Below are 20,029 nucleotides of genomic sequence, written 5' to 3'. Positions count from 1 at the left end.
TTGGACGTAACGGCCCAACCGTACCACAATTCCTTTGGTTATACCAACCATGAAACCCCGACGGTCCGGCCAGGCGCCCTAACTGTTTGGTGACGTACACACGGAACCCATCCATCACCCGAAGCACTGGAGACACACCTTGAACAAGCAGCCCCTCACTCCCGAGACCTTTTCCCCCGACATGATGGACACCGACCACATCATGGACGCCATGGACCCCGTCATCCGAAGCGCACCTCGAATCTGGCCCGCCCTTCTCACCGAGCTCGTGGACGTACTCACGGACCACCTGGAAACCCGGGAACACATGGACCCGGACCAGGCCATGACCCACGCCCAGGACATCGTGGTGGTCCTCTCCCACCACCTGGGCGGCCGCAGCATCTACCTGCCCCGGGACGACCGTCTCAAGCGGGCCATCCGGGACGCGGCCATCTACAACGCTTTCACCGGCGACAACCACCGGGAGCTGGCCGCAAGGAGTAAACGCACCACCGCCCAGATCTACAACATCATCAAAAAACAACGCGCCCTGCGCCAGACAAAAAGCCGGGAACCCCTCGCCTGGTCCTGATCCCATTTAATGCCCATAATGGGCACGCTACGCTTTGCCCATCCGACCAAAACCACGTGCTACATGTAGGATGGGCAAAGGTGGTGCCGTGCCCATCGGGCACGGCGGTTGGCGCATCGCCTCAGATATTTGGGTTCCTACCCTACATCATCCCGATATAAGTCCCTCTCCCACATGGTCATTCCGTGGGTCATTGCCCGATGATGGGCACGCTCCCCTTTGCCCATCCTACGAAAACCACGCGCTACATGTAGGATGGGCAAAGGTGGTGCCGTGCCCATCGGGCACGCCGGTTGGCGCATCGCCCCATATATTTTTGGTTCCTACCCAGCATCACCCCTTACGAAGTGCCGCGCCCACATGGCCATTCCGTGGGTCATTGCCCGATGATGGGCACGCTCCGCTTTGCCCATCCGACAAAAACCACGCGCTACATGTAGGATGGGCAAAGGTGGTGCCGTGCCCATCGGGCACGGCGGTTGGCACATCACCCCATATATTTTTGGTTCCTACCCAGCATCACCCCTTACGAAGTGCCGCGCCCACATGGTCATTCGGTGGGTCATTGACCCATGATGGGCACACTCCCCTTTGCCCATCCGACAAAAACCACGCGCTACATGTAGGATGGGCAAAGGTGGTGCCGTGCCCATCAGGCACGGCGGTTGGCGTATCGCCCCATATATTTTTGGTTCCGACCCAGCATCACCCCTTATGAAGTGCCGCTCCCACATGGTCATTCGGTGGGTCATTGCCCCATGATGGGCACGCTCCCTTTGCCCATCCGACAAAAACCACGCGCTACATGTAGGATGGGCAAAGGTGGTGCCGTGCCCATCAGGCACGGCGGTTGGCACATCGTCCCATATATTTTTGGTTCCGACCCAGCATCACCCCTTATGAAACGCCGCTCCCACATGGTCATTCCGTGGGTCATTGCCCGATGATGGGCACGCTCCGCTTTGCCCATCCTACGAAAACCACGCACAACGTGTAAAAAAAAACCACATTGCCATGCTTCCCTTTTTTTTAAACCCTTCAACCCCATCTCCATCCCCTGCCGTGGTTTACTCTGCACCGCCCCTCCACGGGCAAAAATCCTAAAGCACCCTGCTTTTCAATCAACACCACCACACACATCCCAAGGAGACCTTATGGAGCAGCACCCCACTGATTACGCATCCCTCCGGTTCTGGTTCAACATCATCCAGTACCTCATCACCCTGGCCGTGAGCCTCTACGTATGGTTCAACTCCCGGCTCAATGCCAAAGCCCGGGAGCTCAAAGAGCTCGCCCGACGGCTTGATAAGGCAAAAACCCAGATGGACGGGCGACTCACCCGCCTGGAGACCGACATGGCCCACGCCCTCTCCCACGAAGACCTCGCCGCGGTCTACGACCGGCTCAACGACATGGCCGAGCAGGTGGCCGGTCTCTCCGGCAAGATGGACGGAGTCAAAGGCGCCGTGGACATGATCCAGGCCCACCTGCTGAACGATCACTAAGAAAAATACCCCACCTTGATTTCCAGTGAAACGTTTGAAACCCAACGATACCGGGGGTTGCGTAGAATGGCACCCATCAGTGAGCGATCAACCCCAAAAACCTGACGGAGTGATACTGCGCCCCGTCATCCATAAGGAGAGCCCCATGCACATCGCATCTTTGCTTCACGCCATCTGCGCGGACCTCACCCGCACTTTTCCCGGGCTGGCCGCGTGCACCCCCTGCCTGGGCGACCTCGCTCCCGAGACGATCCCTGAAGGCGGAGACGGCAGGCCCCGTGCCTGGGTCGCCCTTGCCGGGGCCGATACCGCCCAGGAGACGGCCACCGGCGAGTGGGACCTTCCCCTCTCCCTGGAGGCGATGATCGCGGGCCCCGTCACCCCGGACGCCACCCTCCTCAACCTGGTGGAAGGACTCCTTGCTCATATTCCCGGCACCACCTGGGGGTTGGCCAGCGCCCACCCCGCCGGGGGAGCCAAGGCCAGGGGGTGCCCCTCCCACCCCCTGGCCTCCGGGGAGCGGGCTGTCTGGACCCTCACCTGGAACCAGATGCTGCGCCTGGGCGAGTCCCTCTGGACCTCCCCGGGGCAGCATCCCACCCGTCTCTTCACGGGCCAGGCCCCCAACATCGGCCCGGGCCATGAAGGCGACTACACAACCCTGGAGGTGACCCCATGATGACTGAACTGGAATACCGCATCGCCGAACTGGAACGACGCCTCCGAAGCCTGCTCCTCGTGGGCACGGTGCAGGAACTGGATGAAAAAACAGCCCGGGTTCGGGTGGCGTCAGGGGGAATTGTCACGGACTGGCTTCCCTGGCTCACCCACCGGGCAGGCCCCGACAGCCAGTGGTGGGCCCCGGAACCCGGAGAGCAGGTGATGCTCCTGTGCCCCTGCGGGGACCCGGCCCTGGGGGTGGCACTCCCCGGCATTCCCAGGGATGCGTTTCCTGCACCCGCAGACGTTAAGACCGTTCACCGCACCGCTTACCAGGACGGTGCCGTCATTCAGTACGACCGGGAAACGCATGCCCTGTCCGCAACCATCCCCGGCACCATGGAGGGCACATGCAACGGAGATGCCTCCCTCACCTCCGGGGGCAAGGTAACCGTCAAAGGATCCGGGGGCATTATCCACGACGGAGACGGCACAGGGGCCTGCCTGGGCACGGTAAACGGACACTGCCTCTGCCCCTTTACGGGTACCCCCCATGTCCATGTGTCCGCAAGCGTCACCTCAACCAAGTAAAGGAGGCCACATGGCCATGACAGCCAAAGGCATGGCAGACGCCATCCGAACCCGACAAGGAGCCCTGGAGCCTGTACAGGCGTCCGACCCGGCACAGGCCCAGGCCTTTGCCCAAAAAAGCCTGGAAGCCCTGTGCCAGGGCATCATCGACGAAATCACCGCCCACGCCTTGGTCACCACCACCTCCGGTGCCCCGGACGGCGAGCACACCGGAAACATCTCATAAGGGCAAGCCTCCAGTGGCGAGGGTGGCGAGGGTGGCGAGGGTGGCGAAGCCACAATAGCGAAAACACCTCGAAAGCTGGTTGCGTTTGCGCATTTTCCTTCGTTCCTCGGGCCAAATTGCAACGGCCTTCGGCTCGGGCTTCGCCCGATACATAAGCTGGTGGTTTGTACGAGCTGTCCCGCAAGCTTTGAAAGACCAAGACTCATTAACGTAGCCCGTTGGCTGTCAGATTTAACCGCACTGCCTCCGGCGGGTCACTTTAAAAAAAGCTCCGCAAAAACTTTTCGAAAATTTGGCCCCCGGCAGGGCCGCCGGAGGCAATTAAAAAGGAGAAACCATGTCTGATACGACCCCTGCCGTGGGGATGGACGCTGAAACCGGCGCCCGACTCTCCGGTTACGACCACCTTAAACAGAGCATCGGCGACATCCTCTCAACGCCACTGGGCTCCCGGGTCATGAGGCGGGACTACGGCTCCCGGCTCCCGGAGCTCATGCACGCCCCCATGACCCCGGGGCTCAATGTGGAGATCTTCGCCGCCGTGGCCGAAGCCCTGGCCACCTGGGAAACCCGTTTTCGCCTGACCCGTGTGGAGTCCGTCTCCGCAGGGCCCGGCCAACTCACCCTCAGCCTTCGGGGAGACTACCTTCCCCTTGGCAAGGAGATCCTCATGGAAGGAGTGATAGTCCAATGAGCCATGCCCTGCCGACCATTGACCTGACCCGGCTCCCGGCCCCCGACGTTGTCGAGGAGCTCAGTTACGAAACCATTTTGGACCAGTGGAAAGCCACGTTTCGAGACCACTGGGGCCATGCGGAAGACGCCCCCCTGCTGGACCTGGAGTCCGACCCCGTGGTGAAGCTTCTGGAAGCCGGTGCCTACAGGGAACTTCTGCTTCGCCAGCGCATCAACGACAGCGCCAGGGCCGTGATGCTCGCTTATGCCGTGGGCAGCGATCTGGACAACCTGGCCTCCATCACCCCGGCCGTTCGAAAGGTGATCCACCCCGGCGATCCCAATGCCGTGCCACCGGTCCCCCCTGTTCTGGAGAGCGACGACGAATTCCGGCGGCGCCTCCAGATGGCCCCGGAGAGCTTTTCCGTGGCCGGGCCTGAAGGCGCCTACCTCTATGCAGCCCTTAAGGTGCCCGGATGCCGGGACGCATCCGTCACCAACCCCGGCCCCTGCAAGGTGGAGGTGACCGTGTTGGGCCGTGACGGCAACGGAACCCCCTCTGACGCCGTGGTTCAAGCGGTGGAAACGGCCCTTGCCGACGGCGACGTGCGTCCCTTAACCGACGAGGTCACCGTAAAAAAGGCAACCATTTTGCCTTACGCCATCCATGCCACCCTGGCATTTTACGACGGACCGGACACCCAGGTGGCAACGGATGCCGCACGAAAAGCCGCAGAAGACTACGTGAAATCTCACCACCGGCTGGGAGACGGCATCACCCTCTCGGGGATCTATGCCGCCCTCCACCAGCCCGGGGTACGCAAGGTCACCCTGACGAGCCCCACGGCGGACATTCCGGCCCTCGCCCACCAGGCTGCCTGCTGCACGAACCTGGAGGTAGTAGCATGAGCCTCCTGCCCCCCAACAGCACCCGGCTGGAACGGGCCCTGGATGCGGTGCTTGCTGCCCGACTGGAGAGCCTGCCCGTGCCCACGGACCACCTCTGGGACCCGGCCACGTGCTTAAAGGAAACCCTTCCCTGGCTGGCCTGGGCCCTGTCCGTGGACACCTGGGATCCTGCCTGGACCAAGGACCAGAAGCGACGGGTCATCCAAAACAGCCCGGCCCTTCATCGCACCAAGGGAACACGACGCGCCGTGGAAGACGCCCTTTCTGCTTTGGGCTTCCGGGTGGAGGTGGAGGAGTGGTGGGAAAAAGCCCCCCCAGGAGATTCCGGAACCTTTGATCTCATGGTCAGGATACCCGCCGGATACGCCGTGGACAAAACCACCTACGATGAGGTGTCTGCCCTGGCCAACCGCGCCAAAAACGCGCGGAGCCAGTTAGGAACCATTTCACTGATCCCCGAGGGCCTGACGCAAAAGCCCCTGTTTTCAGCGGCCACGGCCTCGGGCATCGTCACCACAATTTACCCCCTGGGCCGCATCGGCTTAGGGGATGACGTCAGATAAAGGAGCATCATGTCAGAGTTCTACACCCTGTGGACCGACACCGGACTTCAACAGATCGGCGCATCGGTTGCCCAGGATAAAAAATTTACCATGCCGACGGCGGTGGTGGGAGATGGTGGCGGCAACCCCGTGATCCCCACCAAGGGAATGACCGACCTTAAAAGCCCTGTATGGGAAGGCCCCATCTCCAGCATCACCCAAAGCCGTACAGACGCGAATACCTTTGTCTACGAGTTTGCCGTACCCTCGGACGCGGGCCCCTTCACCGTCCGTGAGGTAGGCCTCAAGGACGAAACCGGCGCCTTGTGCATTGTCGGCAATTTTCCCGACACCCAGAAACCCGTGGCCGCAGACGGCTCGGTACGGGACATGATCATCCGCATCCCCGTCCACTTTGAAAACGCCGACAACGTCAGCCTCACCGTGGATCCGCTGGTGGTTGCCAGCAACGGAGACGTGGACCGAAAAATTGAGGTTCACAACGAGCATGGGGAATCACATCAGGATATCCGGGAGGCGCTGGACGATAAAACCGCCCAGGCAACGGAGACCAAACGAGGCACGACAGCCATTGCCACCCAGGATGAAGTGAATGTGGGTGAAAGCGCGGTGAAGGTCGTGGTGCCTGCGAGGCTCAAGGCGTGGTGGGAATCGGTGAGAACGTGGGGGAGTATCAAGAACAAGCCTACGGTATTTCCTCCCTCTCTGCACGACCACGATAACAACATTCCCAAAACCAGCATGGTGGGTATGTACGGCCTGTTCGATGCATTGGTACCACCCATTGGCTGGCTTGAACGAAATGGAAGCGAGTGTCCTGCAAATGCACCTCTACTGGATTCATACCTCAACGGACGCTATGGACGTGGACCGAATGGTAGATCAATTATAAAAGATGTGCGAGGGGACTTTCTGCGTGCGTTGGACAATGGCAGAGGAGTGGACCCTGGTCGAGAGTTGGGAAGCAGGCAATATGATGCCATCCGAAACATATACGGTGCGTTCAACTCAGCAGGCAACTCACTGACATCCGTTGACGCATACTACAACGAAGCACATATGGGCGCAATACGTCCGTGTGGATTACTTCAAGTTAACTCAGGACTTCTAAGGCAGTCCTATATTGGGGCTCGAGTTTGGTCAGGTATTACCATCGACGCCAGTCGAATTGTCCCGACAGATACTGAAAACCGCCCTATAAACGTAGCCATGTTAGCCTGCATTTATGCAGGAAATGAATAGGAGAAAAAAGTTATATGTACATATACCCTTGGCACATAGTGACTTTCGAGGCGTTACCCCCTATTAACAAACCGGATAATCATCCCAACCCAGTAGCGGGAAATGAAACCAGAAAAGCACCACCCACCGCTATTCCCTTCGATCATATCGCCCGTGCCGTTCTGACTAAGGAAGGTTGGTTTTGTCATTGGGAAATGGTCATAGACAAGCGCGGGACCGACTACTGGTCCCAAGACGGCGCCAAGCACTCCATCACGGACTTGGGTTGCAATATTCCGGCGGGCTCTCTTATCACCCCGCCCCCCAGCCCTTTTCACACAACCCACAACGGCACGACCTGGGTTATCGACGTGCCCATGATGGCTGAGTCAAGACGCCAGGAACGCGACGCGATGATTTCGGGGGCCTACAGCCCCGCCATCCAACAACTCACACGTTGGATAGACAGCAACCGGGAAGTTCCAGAGCCCCTGGCCTACTATACCCGTCAGCGGGACGCCTGGCACGCCTGGGCCGATGCCCTGTGCGCCCTGCCGGACCAACCCGGATTTCCCTGGCCCGAGGGTGAGGTACCCTGGCCGGAGCAGCCCCCCAGGCCAACCCCATACGACGCAACCAATAACGGTTAACCGCCGGGTTACCGGCACTCATTAGAGATACCAACACACAAGGAGACAAGCATTATGAGCGAAACATTCCTGCACGGCATCCAAACCATTGAGATCGACGACGGCACCCGGCCCATTCGCACCGTCAAGAGCGCGGTCATCGGCCTCATCGGCACGGCACCCGACGCCGACGACGCCCTTTTTCCCGTCAACACACCTGTTCTGATCCCCGGCACGCCCAGGGCGGCAGCGCCCCTGGGGGACAAGGGCACCCTCAAGGCGGCCCTGGATGCCATCTTTGACCAGGCCGGGGCCATGGTGGTGGTGGTGCGTGTGGACGAAGGCGCCGATGACGCCGCCACCCTCACCAATGTTCTGGGCGATGCGTCCACCGGCACCGGGGTCCACGCCTTTCTGGCCGCGGAAAGCGTTGTCAAGGCAAGCCCCCGTCTCCTCTGCGCCCCCGGTTTTACCGGCACCCGCACCGGAGATGACGCCAACCCCGTGGTGGCCGAGCTCCAGGGCCTGGCCGAGAAAATGCGGGCCATTGTCATTGCTGACGGCCCCAACACCACGGCCACCGATGCCATCGCCTATCGGGAGACCCTGGGCAGCGATCGCGTGTTTGTGGTGGATCCCGGGGTCAAGGTGTGGGACCCCGCCACCAAAGCCAATGCGGTGCAGCCCGCTTCGGCCCGGGTCGCGGGCATGATCGCCAAGCGGGATGCTGAGAAAGGCTTCTGGTGGAGCCCCTCCAACCAGCCTGTCAACGGCATCGTGGGCACGGCTCGGCCCGTGGCCTTTCACATGAGCGACCCCACCTCCGAGGCCAACCGCCTCAATGAGAAGTGCGTGGCCACCATCGTTCAGAAGAACGGCTACCGCCTCTGGGGCAACCGCACCACGGCCACCGACCCTATGTGGGCTTTCCTCTCCGTGCGCCGCACCGCGGACATGATCTACGAGAGCATTGAAGAAGCCTTCCTCTGGGCCATGGACCGCCCCATGAGCGCCAACCTCGTTTTGGACATCCAGGAGAGCGTGGGCTCCTACCTCCGGCACCTCAAAGCCGTGGGCGCCATCCTCGGCGGCTCCTGCTGGCTCGACCCCGAGCTCAACAGTAAAGAGCAGCTCATGGCAGGCAAGCTTTACCTCGACTTCGACATCGAACCCCCCGCGCCCCTGGAGCACCTCACCTTCCGGGCCCACAGGGACAACGGGCACTACAGCGAGCTGGTAAACCAGGTCCTTTCTGCCTCATAACCAGGGGATATATCCCCTGGACCCCAGGTTCGCGAATGCTCCGTCCCTTCGTTCCTCAGGGACGTCTCATTCGCTGACGGGCTTCGCCCGCGGAACATCACCGGTGGTGACATAACCGCGCAATCATCCATCACCCGACTCTGCCTGAATCAGATCGGGTCATACCCCCAACACACACAGGCCCCTTCCCAAAATCCCCGCAAAATGGGGCCGGGAGAGCCTTACCCAAACAAGGAGATATCTTATGCTGCCTAAAAAATTGAAAAACTTTAATGCCTTTGTGGACGGATTCGGCTACGCAGGCAAAATCACCGAGCTCGAACTTCCCAAGCTCACCCTGAAAACCGAAGAGCTCCGCGCCGGCGGCATGGACGCCCCCGTGGAGGTGGACATGGGCATGGAAAAGCTCGAAGCCACCCTCACCTTTGGTGAGTACAGCGAAGCGATCTACAAAAAATTCGGCCTGGTGAACGGAAAAGCAGTGAGCCTTACCCTCCGTGGCGCTCGCCAGAACGATGAAGGCACCGACGAGATCATCATCAACCTCCAGGGCGGCTTCAAAGAGCTGGACGCAGGCTCCTGGAAAGCCGGAGACGACACCTCCCTCAAAGCCTCCGTGGCCCTTCGCTACTACAAACTCACCATCGCGGGCACCGTCCTCATCGAACTCGATGTGGAGAACATGGTCCGCAAAATCAACGGCGTGGACCAGCTCCTCGAACAGCGCCAGGCGTTGGGATTTAAGTAAATAAGGTTAAACGCCTCCGGCGACCTTGCCGGGGGCCAACCTTTTGCCTGATTTATAAAAATCGGGTTTGCCAAACAGGTTTTACATATGGTGTCGGCTGTGCTGGTGAAAACGGCATACCCTGAACGGCAGCGCCCCATGTGTTCGTTTAAGGAGCGCCGCACCCAAAAAAAAGCCGCACAGGAGTGCGGCGTTCCAACTATCTTGGCTCACCACGGGCCTTTTACGAATCCTGAAAAGCCGACGGCCACCGTAGGACATCTCTCAAGCCTGCGTCGGCCTCAATAAACACACGATTAAATCGACTCTATTTATAAGGAGACACCCATGAACACCACCACCCTCACCCTCACATTCCCCGTGACCCTCAACGGCATCGAAACCACGGCCCTTTCCATGCGACGTCCCAAGGTGCGGGACATGCTCATTGGAGAAAAAAAAGGCAAAAGCGACGCCGAGCGCGAAATCCACGTCTTTGCCAATCTCTGTGAAGTCACCCCGGACCTCATCCAGGAACTGGACATGGCGGACTACGCCGAGCTCCAGAAGACCTACCAGGATTTTTTATCCTAAGCCCGTCGGCGGCGAGAGCCCTCACCCTCGACATCGCCACCCACACAGGCTGGGGCCTGGGCGAGCTTCTGGAACTCGACGGCGAAGAACTCCTGGCATGGCACCAGGCCCTGAGGGAGGCCCTGGAATAACGACGGGGCCTAAAAACAACCTCCGGTGGCGAGGTGAGCCACCTCGAAAGCGGGTTGCCGTTGCGCTTTGTCCCTCGTTCCTCGGGTCAAGACGCAACGGCCTTCGGATCGGGCTTCGCACGAAGCATATTAACCCGGCAACTGAATACCCAACACAGGCCAACGTGAAATCGTTACACGACAGTCATGCGTCTGACCGCCGGGTTCATATAACTTGAAGCGATCTCCGGGCTAACCAAAGAAACCGACATAAACGTTACTGTTGGGCACGGGCGTAGCCCGTCAGCGAATGTGCAGGGGTGAGGAACGAACCCCGGAGCATTCGTGATCCTGGGCCAGCCCTGCTTACTGAGGAAAAACAAATGGCATCCACAGACACACTCACACTCCCCACGGGCACCTCGGCCGCACAGGCCATGGTGGCCGCGGGTGAAGCCGTGATTGATCAGATCAGCCGCGTTGGGCAAAGCCTTAAGGGGTTCTCCCTTGGCCTTTCCAGTACGCAAGGCGCCACCGGAAAGGCTAAAAAAAACATGCCGGGTGCCGCCCTTACGGCCACTCCCAAACAACCCAAAACGCCCGTGAGCGATGCCTTAAGTTCCCTGGCACCCATCATCACGGACCTGGGCAAGGCGGTGGCCCCCCTTCAAGAGACCGGAGAACTGGCACAGGAAGCCTGGGAAAAAGCCAAGGGCGGTGTAGGCTCGGCTTTCGCGGCCGTTAAGGCCCTCAAGGGAAATCCCAAAGACAACCAGACCAAAGCAGACACAAAGGCACCTGGAAAAGCCGCTAAAAAAAAACGGCAGAAAAAACCGGGGAAGGCGAAAAAAGAGGCCGGTGACGCGGACGGTCCAGCCAGGCCCGGCACAGCCCTTGAGCGGGTCACAGCGGCGGCCTCCAAACTGGGATCTGCGTTTACGGACATCACGGAGAGCGCAGACACGGCGGTTGAAGCCTGGGACAGTGCAAACGAAGGCATGGACGCGGCGCAAAACGCCCTGGCATCCCTGCAAGAGGGCTTGGGAAACGCCGGGGAAGCTCCTGACGGAAGCATCCTTCAAGGCATTCAAGCCACGGCAGGTTCCTTTCAATCGGCCCTGGGCTCCATCCAGGGGTTGGATTCCGGGGAGGTCACCCTTCCTGCAAGCCTTGCCCCCCTGACCACCGTGGTCACTGATTTCGGTGAGGGCCTGCAATCCCTCCAAGACAAAGCAGCCACCGCACAGGAGGCCTGGAACAGCGCCAAAGAAGGCGTGGATGCGGCCAAAAATGCATGGGCATCCCTGAAGCAGGGCTTTGGCAACAAGCCCGCCAAGGACGGAGAGGATGCTGAAAATACGGAAAACCCCTCCGGCACGCCCGGCTCCGTTTTCCAGGGCATCGGGACGGCGGCCTCTTCCTTCCAGACCGCCCTGGGCACCCTCAAGGGACTGGACACCGGTGACATCACCCTTCCTGCAAGCCTTGCCCCCCTTACCACGGTTGTCACCGATTTCAGCGAGGGGTTGGAATCCCTTCAGGAGAAAGCGGCAAGTGCCCAGGAAGCCTGGGACAGCGCCAAAGAGGGTGTGGACGCAGCGAAAAACGTGTGGGCAGGCCTGAAACAGGGACTTGGCGGATCGAAAAAGGGTGAAAAAAACGCTTCGGACAAGGCCGGTGGAAAAGCCCAAAAAACACCCGGCGACCTCTTCCAAAATGCCAAAAAAGCCACGGCCGCCTTTGAAACCACCCTCGGCCGCGTTGGCCAGATGGCACACATGGACCTCGGCCTCCCTGCCCAATTTGAACCCCTGCAATCGGTGCTCTCCAACGTGGGCAGCGGCATCGACGCCGTTCAGGAAAAAGCCGAAACAGCCAAGGCCATCTGGGGAAACACCAAACAAGGGCTGGACATGGTGAAAACGGGTCTCACCACCATGTCCGGCATGGGTGGCCCCATCGGGGGCGTTGCCACCAAGCTCCTCTCCATGGGCTCGGGGGTCAAGGCCCTGGGGGGCACCTTCATGGGCTTTGCAGGCCGTGTGATCCCCATGATGGCCGGGGGAATCCGCGCCCTGTCCGCAGCCTTCATGGCCAACCCCATCGGCCTTGCCATCGCCGGGATCGCCATGGCTGCGGTGCTCATCATCAAGTTCTGGAAACCCCTGGGAGCGTTCTTCAAAGGGCTCTTTGGGTGCATTATGGGGTTAGTCAAAGGCGTCCTGGGCTGGCTCATGCCCACCTTCAAGGTCATCGGCGCTGTCTGGAAAACATTCTCAGGGCTTTTTTCCCGAAAAAAGAAATCCGAGGACGAGGAGCCCAAGGAGAAAGAGGCATCTCCCAAAGACAAAAAAAGCGCAAAGGCTTCGAAAAAGACCAAACCGGGCACGGCCCTTGCCAAGAGCACCGGCGAAGCACGCGTCGGCAGCACCCCGAAACCGGGGAGCACGGCGTCCAAGCCCAAAACAGTTCAGAATCCCAAGGGAAGCAAACGCAAAAATAAACCTGCAGTCCAAGACAAAAGGGCACAGGCCACCAGGAAAAAATCAAAAAAACGGACCTCTGCCGGCGGCGGCCCCATCAACATCTATGTCTACGGCGCCGAAGGGCAATCCACACGGGAACTGGCCCAGGAGGTCCTGCGCCACCTGAAACACGAACAGGCACGGAGGCTTTATGACTAAGAACCTGACCAATGAGGAAAAAGAAGAGCAGCGCGTCAAAGAGCACCTGATGATGGCCCTGGGTGGCTACAAGTTTGCCGTGGACACGGCGGCCTATCAGGAACTCCGGCGCACCACCCCCTACACCTGGACCGAAAAGAGCCGAAGCGGTCGCCGACCGGCCCTGAAATTCACGGGCATGGGCAAGGAGACCATCGAGCTGTCCGGCACCATCTACCCTACTTACAAAGGAGGCCTGGGCCAGCTTGACGCCATGCGAAAGGAGGCAAAAAAAGGGAAACCCCTGCACCTGTCCGACGGGTTCGGCAACACCCGGGGACGCTGGTGCATCGAAAGCATCGAAGAGACCCAGACCTTTTTTCTGCCCAACGGCATCCCGCGGAAACAGACCTTTCGCATGAACCTGTCCGCTTACGGAGACGACAAATGACCCACTACCAGACCAAAGACAACGACATGCTCGACGAGGTGGTGTACCGCTTTTACGGCACCACCTGCGGCACGGTGGAAGAGACCCTTGAAGCCAACCCCGGCCTTGCCGCCTGGGGCCCGAGGCTCCCTGCCGGGCTCACCGTCACCCTTCCGACCATCACCGGGCCCGTCACCGAGGCCCCCATCAGATTGTGGGAGTGATATGACACCGGACTACAGAATTGAAGCCAACGGCAAGGACATCACCGACACCGTCAAGGACCGGCTCATCTCCCTGGCCGTTCTGGACGAGGCCGGGCTGCGGTCAGACACCCTCGTTCTGGAACTGGACAACCGGGGCAACCGGGTGGTCCTTCCTTACGCGGGGGCCCGCATCGAGGTGTGGCTGGGCTATGCGGAAAGCGGCATGGCGTCCATGGGCAGTTTCATAGCCGACGAACTCCGGGTGGAAGGGCCCGCCGAGACCCTCACCATAGTGGGCAACGCAGCCGACATGACCGAGAGCATCAAGGAGATCAAGGAGCGATCCTGGCACGGAATCACCCTGGGGGACCTGGTCCGTACCCTGGCCATGGAGCACGGCCTCAGCCCCCAGATCCACAGCAGCCTCGATAAAATCGATCTTGAGCACCTGGACCAAAACGAAAGCGATCTCCACCTTCTCAGCCGTCTGGCAGAACGATACGGAGCCATGGCCAAAGCAGCCGCTGGGCGCCTTCTTTTTCTGCCCAAAGGAAAGGGAGCCACGGCCTCGGGGACGGCCATCCCACCGGTGCGCCTCACGGCAGAGAACCTCACCCGATGGTCCATGAGGCAGGTGGCCAGAAAGGTTTATCGCTCCACCCTGGCCTTCTGGCAGGACACGGATCGAGGGGCCAAGGGGCACGCCCTGGTGGGTGCCGGGCATCCCCAGCGAGTGCTCACCGTGCCTGCCCCAACCTCCGAGGCCGCCTACACCAGGGCCCTGGCCGCCCACCGCACAGGCCCGCAGCAGGAGACCACCCTCTCCCTGGAGTGCTCCGGCCGGTTCGACCTCATGGCCGGAACGCCCCTGGACCTTCGGAAGATCGGGCCGGGCATCGACGGCATGTGGGTGCTGGATCAAGTCACCCACACCCTGGACAGCACCGGGTACAACATAAGGGCCAGGGCGCGGCCCAAGGCTGCATGATGATGGGAAGCTTGGCCTGATGGGCGCGGCATGCCCCTGGCATACCCGGAAAGCGGTGAGGGGGCTCAACGTTTACCGATATGTGGCTCTCACGTCCCGGTGGGATATGCATTAGAGACACCGTTGGGATTTCGACCAAATGATGGGCACGCTCCGCTTTGCCCATCCTACGGGATGACGCCCTGCGACCGGTGGAGAGGTTTTGTGAACAGGTAGGATGGGCAAAGGTGGTGCCGTGCCCATCGGGCACGACATGCCCTGGCATAACCGGGAACCGGTGAGGGGACTCCACGTTTACCGATATGGGGTACTCACGTCCCGGTGGGATATGCATTAACGACACCGGTGGAATTTCGACCACACGATGGGCACGCTTCGCTTTGCCCATCCTACGAGGTGACGCCCTGCGACTGGTGGAGAGGTTTTATGAGCATGTAGGATGGGCACGGAATGTCCCTGGCATAACCGGAAACCGGTGAGGGGACTCCACGTTTACCGATATGGGGTTCTCGCGTCCCGGTGGGATATGCATTAACGACACCGTTGGGATATCGACCACACGATGGGCACGCTCCGCTTTGCCCATCCTACGAAGTGACGCCCTGCGACCGGTGGAGAGGTTTTGTGAACAGGTAGGATGGGCAAAGGTAGTGCCGTGCCCATCGGGCACGGCATGCGCCTGGCATACCCGGGAAGCGGTGAGGGGACTCCACGTTTACCGATATGGGGTTCTCACGTCCCGGTGGGATATGCATTGACGGCACCGTTGGGATATCGACCAAATGATGGGAACGCTACGCTTTGCCCATCCTACGAGGTAACGCCCTGCGACCGGTGGAGAGGTTTTGTGAACAGGTAGGATGGGCAAAGGTGGTGCCGTGCCCATCGGGCACGGCGGTGCGGCGCTCCAAGACCTATGCCTCCCGGGGCTCGTCGTAGAATGTCTGGCTATCGAGGTCTTGCATGGTGCGGAGGGTGTAGGGGCCGTCTTTGGACTCTTCGAACCACTGCTCTGCCTTGGCACGGCAGGCGGGGCAAACCCCGTTGGGGATGTGAACGCCGAAGAGGTGGTGGCCGGTGTCCGAAGAGGAGTCCACCTTGAGGGCGCCTTTGCACTCCCTGCACACGGTGATCTCATCGATCTGCATTTCATAGATCATGTCTGTGTCGTACATGATGTTGCGGCGGCGGCTCACGGTCTTATGGTTGCCCACGAGCTTGGCCTGCAGGGCCTCTCTCTGGCGCCAGGTGGAGAGGACGGCCTGGCCGATCTGGCGCACCTGCCGGGTGACGTCGGGGGGTTGGGCAATGCGGGCGGCATCGAAACCCGGCTCTTTGATGCCGGTGTAGTCAAGGCCCGCAAGGGCCAGGATGATCCCGGTGTTGACATACGGGAGAGCCCCTTCGATGGAGTAGCCCCCTTCCAGAACGGCGATATCCGGGCTCAGCATGTCGGTGAGGTCGGCGTAGCCCCGGGCCGAAAAGTTCATGTTGGTGAGGGGATCGGAGAAGTGATTGTCCTGGCCTGCGGAGTTGATAATGATCTCAGGCTTGAAATCCTCGAGGATGGGCATGACCACGTTTTCAACAGTCCAGAGGTAGCCTTCGTCCGAGGTAAGGGGCGGCAGGGGAATGTTCACCGTGGTGCCCAGGGCGTTGGGCCCGCCCAGCTCTTCGATGAAACCGGAGCCCGGATAGAGGGTCCGCCCGTCCTGATGAATGGAGATGAACAGGGTGTCCGGGTCGTGCCAGAAGATGTCCTGGCTGCCGTCGCCGTGGTGGCAGTCCGTATCCACAACGGCCACGCGCCGCACCCCGTGCTTGGCCCTCAGGTACTCGATCATGATGGCTTCGATGTTGATGTTGCAAAACCCCCGGTTGCCGTGGACCACCCGCATGGCATGGTGCCCGGGAGGACGCACCAGGGCAAAGCCTTTTTCCACGGCCCCTTCCATGACGGCCTTGGCCACGGTCACCGCTCCCCCTGCGCTGATGAGGTGGGATTCGGTGGTGACGCTCTCGATATCCGGGGCGCAGAAGTGCACCCGCCGGATGTCTTCATGGGTCACCAGGTCGGGCTTGAACTCGGTGATACCCTCGATATCAAACAGCCCCTCTTCAAACACCTGGTCCTGGGTGTAGAGCAGCCGCTCCTCCCGCTCCGGGTGGGTGGGATCGATGGCCCAGTCAAAGGCAGGAAAAAAGACCAACCCTGTTTTTCTGTCCGCTTTGATCATCATGCGTGTCCTTATAGTATATGGATGGCTCGCAACGACGCCATCCTGTATCCTCAGTCCTTGCTACTCACCACCGGCTATATCGTACCCATCAATGAGCCCCGGCTTCACCTGGGCCCGCACCCGGATGTTCTTGCCCGTGGTGCGGAAGCCCCGAACCATGTTGAAGGCAATACTCTCCACGATCTCGGTCTCCGGGCTTGCCGTGCGACTGCCTGCCTGGCGCGCCTTTTCCACCAGAAAATTCCTGGCCGTCTCTTCGGCATCATCCAGGGTGTAGTGATGGTCCATGGTTTTGGAGTAGTTCTCTTCAGGGATGAGGATCACCCCTTTTTCCGTATCGGCAAACAGGGTCACCTCGCAGGTGGTGCGGGCAAGGGCCGCCCCGATGGCGTTGGCGACTCCCCAGCGCGGAACGGGCCGAACGGCCTTGTCCGTGCAGTCTGCAAGGTAACCGGAGAGGGCCTTGGCCGGGCCGCCGAGAAGAAGGATCTCCTCCGGAGCCACCCGGTACCCTTCCATCATCTCGTGGATGGTGTAGACCGGCTTGGCGTTGATCTCGGCCACGGCCTTGCGGGCATGATCCAGGATGGTGCGCCCCATGGTCTCCATGACCTTGCGGGCCGCCTCTTCAGGGGAAAGGCCCAGGGCCTCTCCCACGCGGCGCATCCCCTCCTGGGCCAGGGCAAGGTCCCCTTGGGTGCCGTCGGGGTCGAGGACCACCATGGCGTCCGTGGGAGTTGGCTCCGGACCGCCGAAGGCCATGGCAGGCCCAAGGCGCTGGGGTCCGATGATCACGGCCCCGTTGTCCACACGGACCTGACTGTCGCCGCCCAGGCCCACGGAGGTGCTCTTCAGGGAGCGGATCAGGGTGCGCCAGGGGCCTACGGTGATGCCCAGGGGCTCCAGTACCGGGGCGCGCTTGACCAGGATGGCGATGTCCGTGGTGGTCCCCCCCACATCCAGAACCAGGGTGTCCACCGAGTCCGATGCCCAGGGAATAGATCCCATGACGCTTGCCGAAGGCCCGGACATCACCGACTCGCCGGGATGAATCATAGAGGTTTCCATCTCCATGGTGCCGCCGTCGGCTTTGAGGATATAGATGGGAATGTCGATGCCCTTTTCCTTGAGGCTGTCCCGGACGGACTCGTAGAAGCGCCGGTGAATGGCGTAGACCGATGCGTTTAAAAAGGTGGTGTGAATCCTGCGGGGAAAGTTGAGTTGCCCGGAGACGGTGTGGCCGGTGAAGACACGCTCGATCCCTTTTTTCATGAGGATCTCTTCCATACGCTGCTCGTGGCCGGGATTGCGGGTGGAGAATTTCCCCACCACCCCGACCGTTCGGATCCCCTTGGCAAGGAAGGCATCGGCAAGGGCTTCCACCGCGTCCCGATCCAGCCCCTCCACCACCCGCCCGCGATGATCCACGGCCCCGGAAACGGTATGGTACTCCTCACAGCAACGGAACAGCATGGGGTCGAGGCCCGGCCCTCCTGCCACCACCATACCCACCGTTTCGAGTTTTCCAGTCACCACGGCGTTGGTGGTCAGGGTGGTGCTGAGCACGATGCGTTCCACCGACGCGGTGTCGGTGTCCCGGATCACGCTCTCCAGGCCGGAAAGGATGGATTCAAAAAGGTTCTCGGGGTCGGTGGGCACCTTGGTCTGCCGAATCAGCCCCTCCTTCCCGATAAGCACAACATCCGTGTGGGTTCCCCCCACATCCAGGCCGATAATCATGACTACCTCGTTTCTTTAGAAATTGGGGACTTCGGGGAGGCCAACGCCATTCGTGCCCACCCAGGCCGCTTGCCGAGCAGCGGCATATAAGCGAACACAGGTGGGGTGGCCATGGTCCCAGGGTCTGAAATCACCGTACAGGGTCTACGGGTTCATCAGATCATGATGAGACGCAGCATCACCCGCAGGCATGGGCATCCATGGTATTGCGTCGGTGACGGAGCTCCCGGTAAGTCGAGCTGAATACTAACGTATCTATAGGAATATTCTTACGGTGTCAACACAGACTCAATCATTGATAAACCCTTGATTACGAACCATTTAGACTCACACAGACAGAAGAGCCCTTGCCCCTGAGCGACAGTGCATATCTACCTCCGGCATCCTTGTGGAAGAACATGTTCCCCTTTTCCTCCCTGATTTTACAAAGCGCACAAACTATAAAAGCAAAAAAGCCGCCCAAAAGATTTCACCCTTCAATGATTTGATTTATCGATCAATAAGTTAGAAACACACGCACAGACACCTGTGTCCGCCACCCCTTCCTTATTTCGCATACAAATCAACTTTCCCCCTTTCTTTTTTCCATCATTTCCATTATCAGATAATAAAATGTGTTTTATCCCGCAATCATTGATGCGCACACAAAAAGCCCGATTTCACAGAGCCTCCGACCTCATCCCGGCCAGGGCCCTCGGGTCTGAGCCAACGGCTCCGGCGCCCAATGAACCGGTTGTTTTCGATGGACCTACAATGCTTAACGGGGGTTATCATGTCTGTTGTAAAATGGGAGAAAAAGGACCGCACCGCCGTTGTCTGGATGGACAACGGCGCCAACACCCAGAACCTGGTTTTTGCCCAGGAGCTGAACCGCTGCCTCGACGAGGCCATCGCCGATGAGGAGGTCACGGCCATCATCCTTACCTCCACGGACCCAAAATCCTTTTCTCAAGGAGTGGACGTCCAGTGGATGGGAGGCGCCTTTGCCGACGGAAAGCTCGATGACATCAAGGGCTTCATGTACGGCATGAACGATGTATTCACCAAGCTTCTGACCCTGCCGGTCCCCACCATTGCCGCCATCAACGGCCACGCCTTCGGCAACGGAGCCATCCTCTCCTGCGCCTGTGACTTCCGCTTCATGCGGGCCGACCGTGGCTATTTCTGCTTCCCCGAGGTGGACCTGGGCATTCCCTTCCTCCCGGGCATGCTCGCCTTCGTGAAAAAGGCCTTTGCCTTCGACCACTTCAACGATCTGTACCTCACAGGCCGCCGGGCCGGGGCACCCGAGCTCGCCGAGCGCAAGATGCTCGTCAAAGCCAGCGAGAACCCCGAGGCCCTCATGGAAGACGCCCTGGCCTTTGCCGCCACCTTCGCCAAGAAGCGCGGTATCTTCAAGATCCACAAAGCGAGGAACCACAAGCAGATCCTCGACATCATGGAAGCCGAAGACAAAGAGGTCATCGAATCCCTGGCCCTTTTCGTTACCGACTAGCCGACCACAGGAGCCGGCCC

At 60.1% G+C, this 20,029-nt stretch carries 20 protein-coding genes; 18 read left to right on the top strand and 2 right to left on the bottom strand.

Annotated elements, in window-relative coordinates:
• Positions 1–139 precede the first annotated feature (139 nt).
• The 17 genes from ACOYW0_RS18005 to ACOYW0_RS17925 all read left to right on the top strand — a co-directional run bounded on the left by ACOYW0_RS18005 (position 140) and on the right by ACOYW0_RS17925 (position 14,534).
• Entirely contained in the window at positions 140–574 is a 435-nt protein-coding gene (locus ACOYW0_RS18005; RefSeq protein WP_482415186.1) for a Mor transcription activator family protein, read from the top strand.
• Between the two features lie 1,154 nt (positions 575–1,728).
• Positions 1,729–2,079: a hypothetical protein gene (locus tag ACOYW0_RS18000; RefSeq protein ID WP_482415185.1), complete on the top strand. Its 351-nt coding sequence runs from the start codon at positions 1,729–1,731 to the stop codon at positions 2,077–2,079.
• A 145-nt stretch (positions 2,080–2,224) separates the two neighbouring features.
• On the top strand, positions 2,225–2,758 hold the full coding sequence (locus tag ACOYW0_RS17995) for a hypothetical protein (protein ID WP_482415184.1): 534 nt from the start codon (positions 2,225–2,227) through the stop codon (positions 2,756–2,758).
• Positions 2,755–3,330 (top strand): phage baseplate assembly protein V, encoded by a 576-nt coding sequence (locus tag ACOYW0_RS17990; RefSeq protein WP_482415183.1) that lies wholly within the window; start codon positions 2,755–2,757, stop codon positions 3,328–3,330. Before ACOYW0_RS17995 ends, ACOYW0_RS17990 begins: the two co-directional genes overlap by 4 nt.
• A 10-nt stretch (positions 3,331–3,340) precedes the next feature.
• On the top strand, positions 3,341–3,556 hold the full coding sequence (locus ACOYW0_RS17985) for a hypothetical protein (protein WP_482415182.1): 216 nt from the start codon (positions 3,341–3,343) through the stop codon (positions 3,554–3,556).
• A gap of 337 nt (positions 3,557–3,893) precedes the next feature.
• Positions 3,894–4,250: a GPW/gp25 family protein gene (locus tag ACOYW0_RS17980; RefSeq protein ID WP_482415181.1), complete on the top strand. Its 357-nt coding sequence runs from the start codon at positions 3,894–3,896 to the stop codon at positions 4,248–4,250.
• On the top strand, positions 4,247–5,140 hold the full coding sequence (locus tag ACOYW0_RS17975; protein WP_482415180.1) for a baseplate assembly protein: 894 nt from the start codon (positions 4,247–4,249) through the stop codon (positions 5,138–5,140). Before ACOYW0_RS17980 ends, ACOYW0_RS17975 begins: the two co-directional genes overlap by 4 nt.
• Positions 5,137–5,703, top strand: coding sequence for a phage tail protein I (locus ACOYW0_RS17970; RefSeq protein WP_482415179.1), 567 nt, complete (start codon positions 5,137–5,139; stop codon positions 5,701–5,703). Before ACOYW0_RS17975 ends, ACOYW0_RS17970 begins: the two co-directional genes overlap by 4 nt.
• Before the next feature lie 9 nt (positions 5,704–5,712).
• A complete protein-coding gene (locus tag ACOYW0_RS17965) occupies positions 5,713–6,945 on the top strand; it encodes a phage tail protein (RefSeq protein WP_482415178.1) in 1,233 nt (410 codons plus the stop codon).
• A 194-nt stretch (positions 6,946–7,139) separates the two neighbouring features.
• A complete protein-coding gene (locus ACOYW0_RS17960) occupies positions 7,140–7,574 on the top strand; it encodes a tail fiber assembly protein (protein ID WP_482415177.1) in 435 nt (144 codons plus the stop codon).
• A 54-nt stretch (positions 7,575–7,628) separates the two neighbouring features.
• Positions 7,629–8,816, top strand: coding sequence for a phage tail sheath subtilisin-like domain-containing protein (locus ACOYW0_RS17955; protein ID WP_482415176.1), 1,188 nt, complete (start codon positions 7,629–7,631; stop codon positions 8,814–8,816).
• A gap of 244 nt (positions 8,817–9,060) precedes the next feature.
• A complete protein-coding gene (locus ACOYW0_RS17950; RefSeq protein WP_482415175.1) occupies positions 9,061–9,564 on the top strand; it encodes a phage major tail tube protein in 504 nt (167 codons plus the stop codon).
• Positions 9,565–9,891: 327 nt separating this feature from the next.
• On the top strand, positions 9,892–10,137 hold the full coding sequence (locus ACOYW0_RS17945; protein WP_180136728.1) for a phage tail assembly protein: 246 nt from the start codon (positions 9,892–9,894) through the stop codon (positions 10,135–10,137).
• Between the two features lie 493 nt (positions 10,138–10,630).
• Positions 10,631–12,931 (top strand): phage tail tape measure protein, encoded by a 2,301-nt coding sequence (locus ACOYW0_RS17940; RefSeq protein ID WP_482415174.1) that lies wholly within the window; start codon positions 10,631–10,633, stop codon positions 12,929–12,931.
• Positions 12,924–13,361 (top strand): phage tail protein, encoded by a 438-nt coding sequence (locus ACOYW0_RS17935; RefSeq protein ID WP_482415173.1) that lies wholly within the window; start codon positions 12,924–12,926, stop codon positions 13,359–13,361. Before ACOYW0_RS17940 ends, ACOYW0_RS17935 begins: the two co-directional genes overlap by 8 nt.
• Positions 13,358–13,564, top strand: coding sequence for a tail protein X (locus ACOYW0_RS17930; RefSeq protein ID WP_482415172.1), 207 nt, complete (start codon positions 13,358–13,360; stop codon positions 13,562–13,564). Before ACOYW0_RS17935 ends, ACOYW0_RS17930 begins: the two co-directional genes overlap by 4 nt.
• A gap of 1 nt (position 13,565) precedes the next feature.
• Complete coding sequence (locus ACOYW0_RS17925) at positions 13,566–14,534, top strand: phage late control D family protein (RefSeq protein WP_482415171.1); 969 nt, start codon at positions 13,566–13,568, stop codon at positions 14,532–14,534.
• A 914-nt stretch (positions 14,535–15,448) separates the two neighbouring features.
• Here the strand turns inward: ACOYW0_RS17925 and ACOYW0_RS17920 are convergent.
• Positions 15,449–16,774, bottom strand: a complete 1,326-nt coding sequence (locus tag ACOYW0_RS17920; protein WP_482415170.1) for a histone deacetylase family protein — start codon at positions 16,772–16,774, stop codon at positions 15,449–15,451.
• 60 nt (positions 16,775–16,834) lie between these two features.
• Entirely contained in the window at positions 16,835–18,514 is a 1,680-nt protein-coding gene (locus ACOYW0_RS17915; protein ID WP_482415169.1) for a hydantoinase/oxoprolinase family protein, read from the bottom strand.
• A gap of 772 nt (positions 18,515–19,286) precedes the next feature.
• Between ACOYW0_RS17915 and ACOYW0_RS17910 the strand changes: the two genes are divergently transcribed.
• Positions 19,287–20,009 carry an enoyl-CoA hydratase/isomerase family protein gene (locus ACOYW0_RS17910; protein ID WP_482415168.1) on the top strand — a complete coding sequence of 241 codons (723 nt, stop codon included), beginning with the start codon at positions 19,287–19,289 and terminating at the stop codon, positions 20,007–20,009.
• Positions 20,010–20,029: the final 20 nt, after the last annotated feature.

The sequence above is a fragment of the Desulfoluna sp. HI9BLuna genome, from assembly GCF_056829775.1.
Note: the sequence above shows the minus strand (reverse complement) of the source record. Positions and strands in the feature narration are given on the sequence as shown.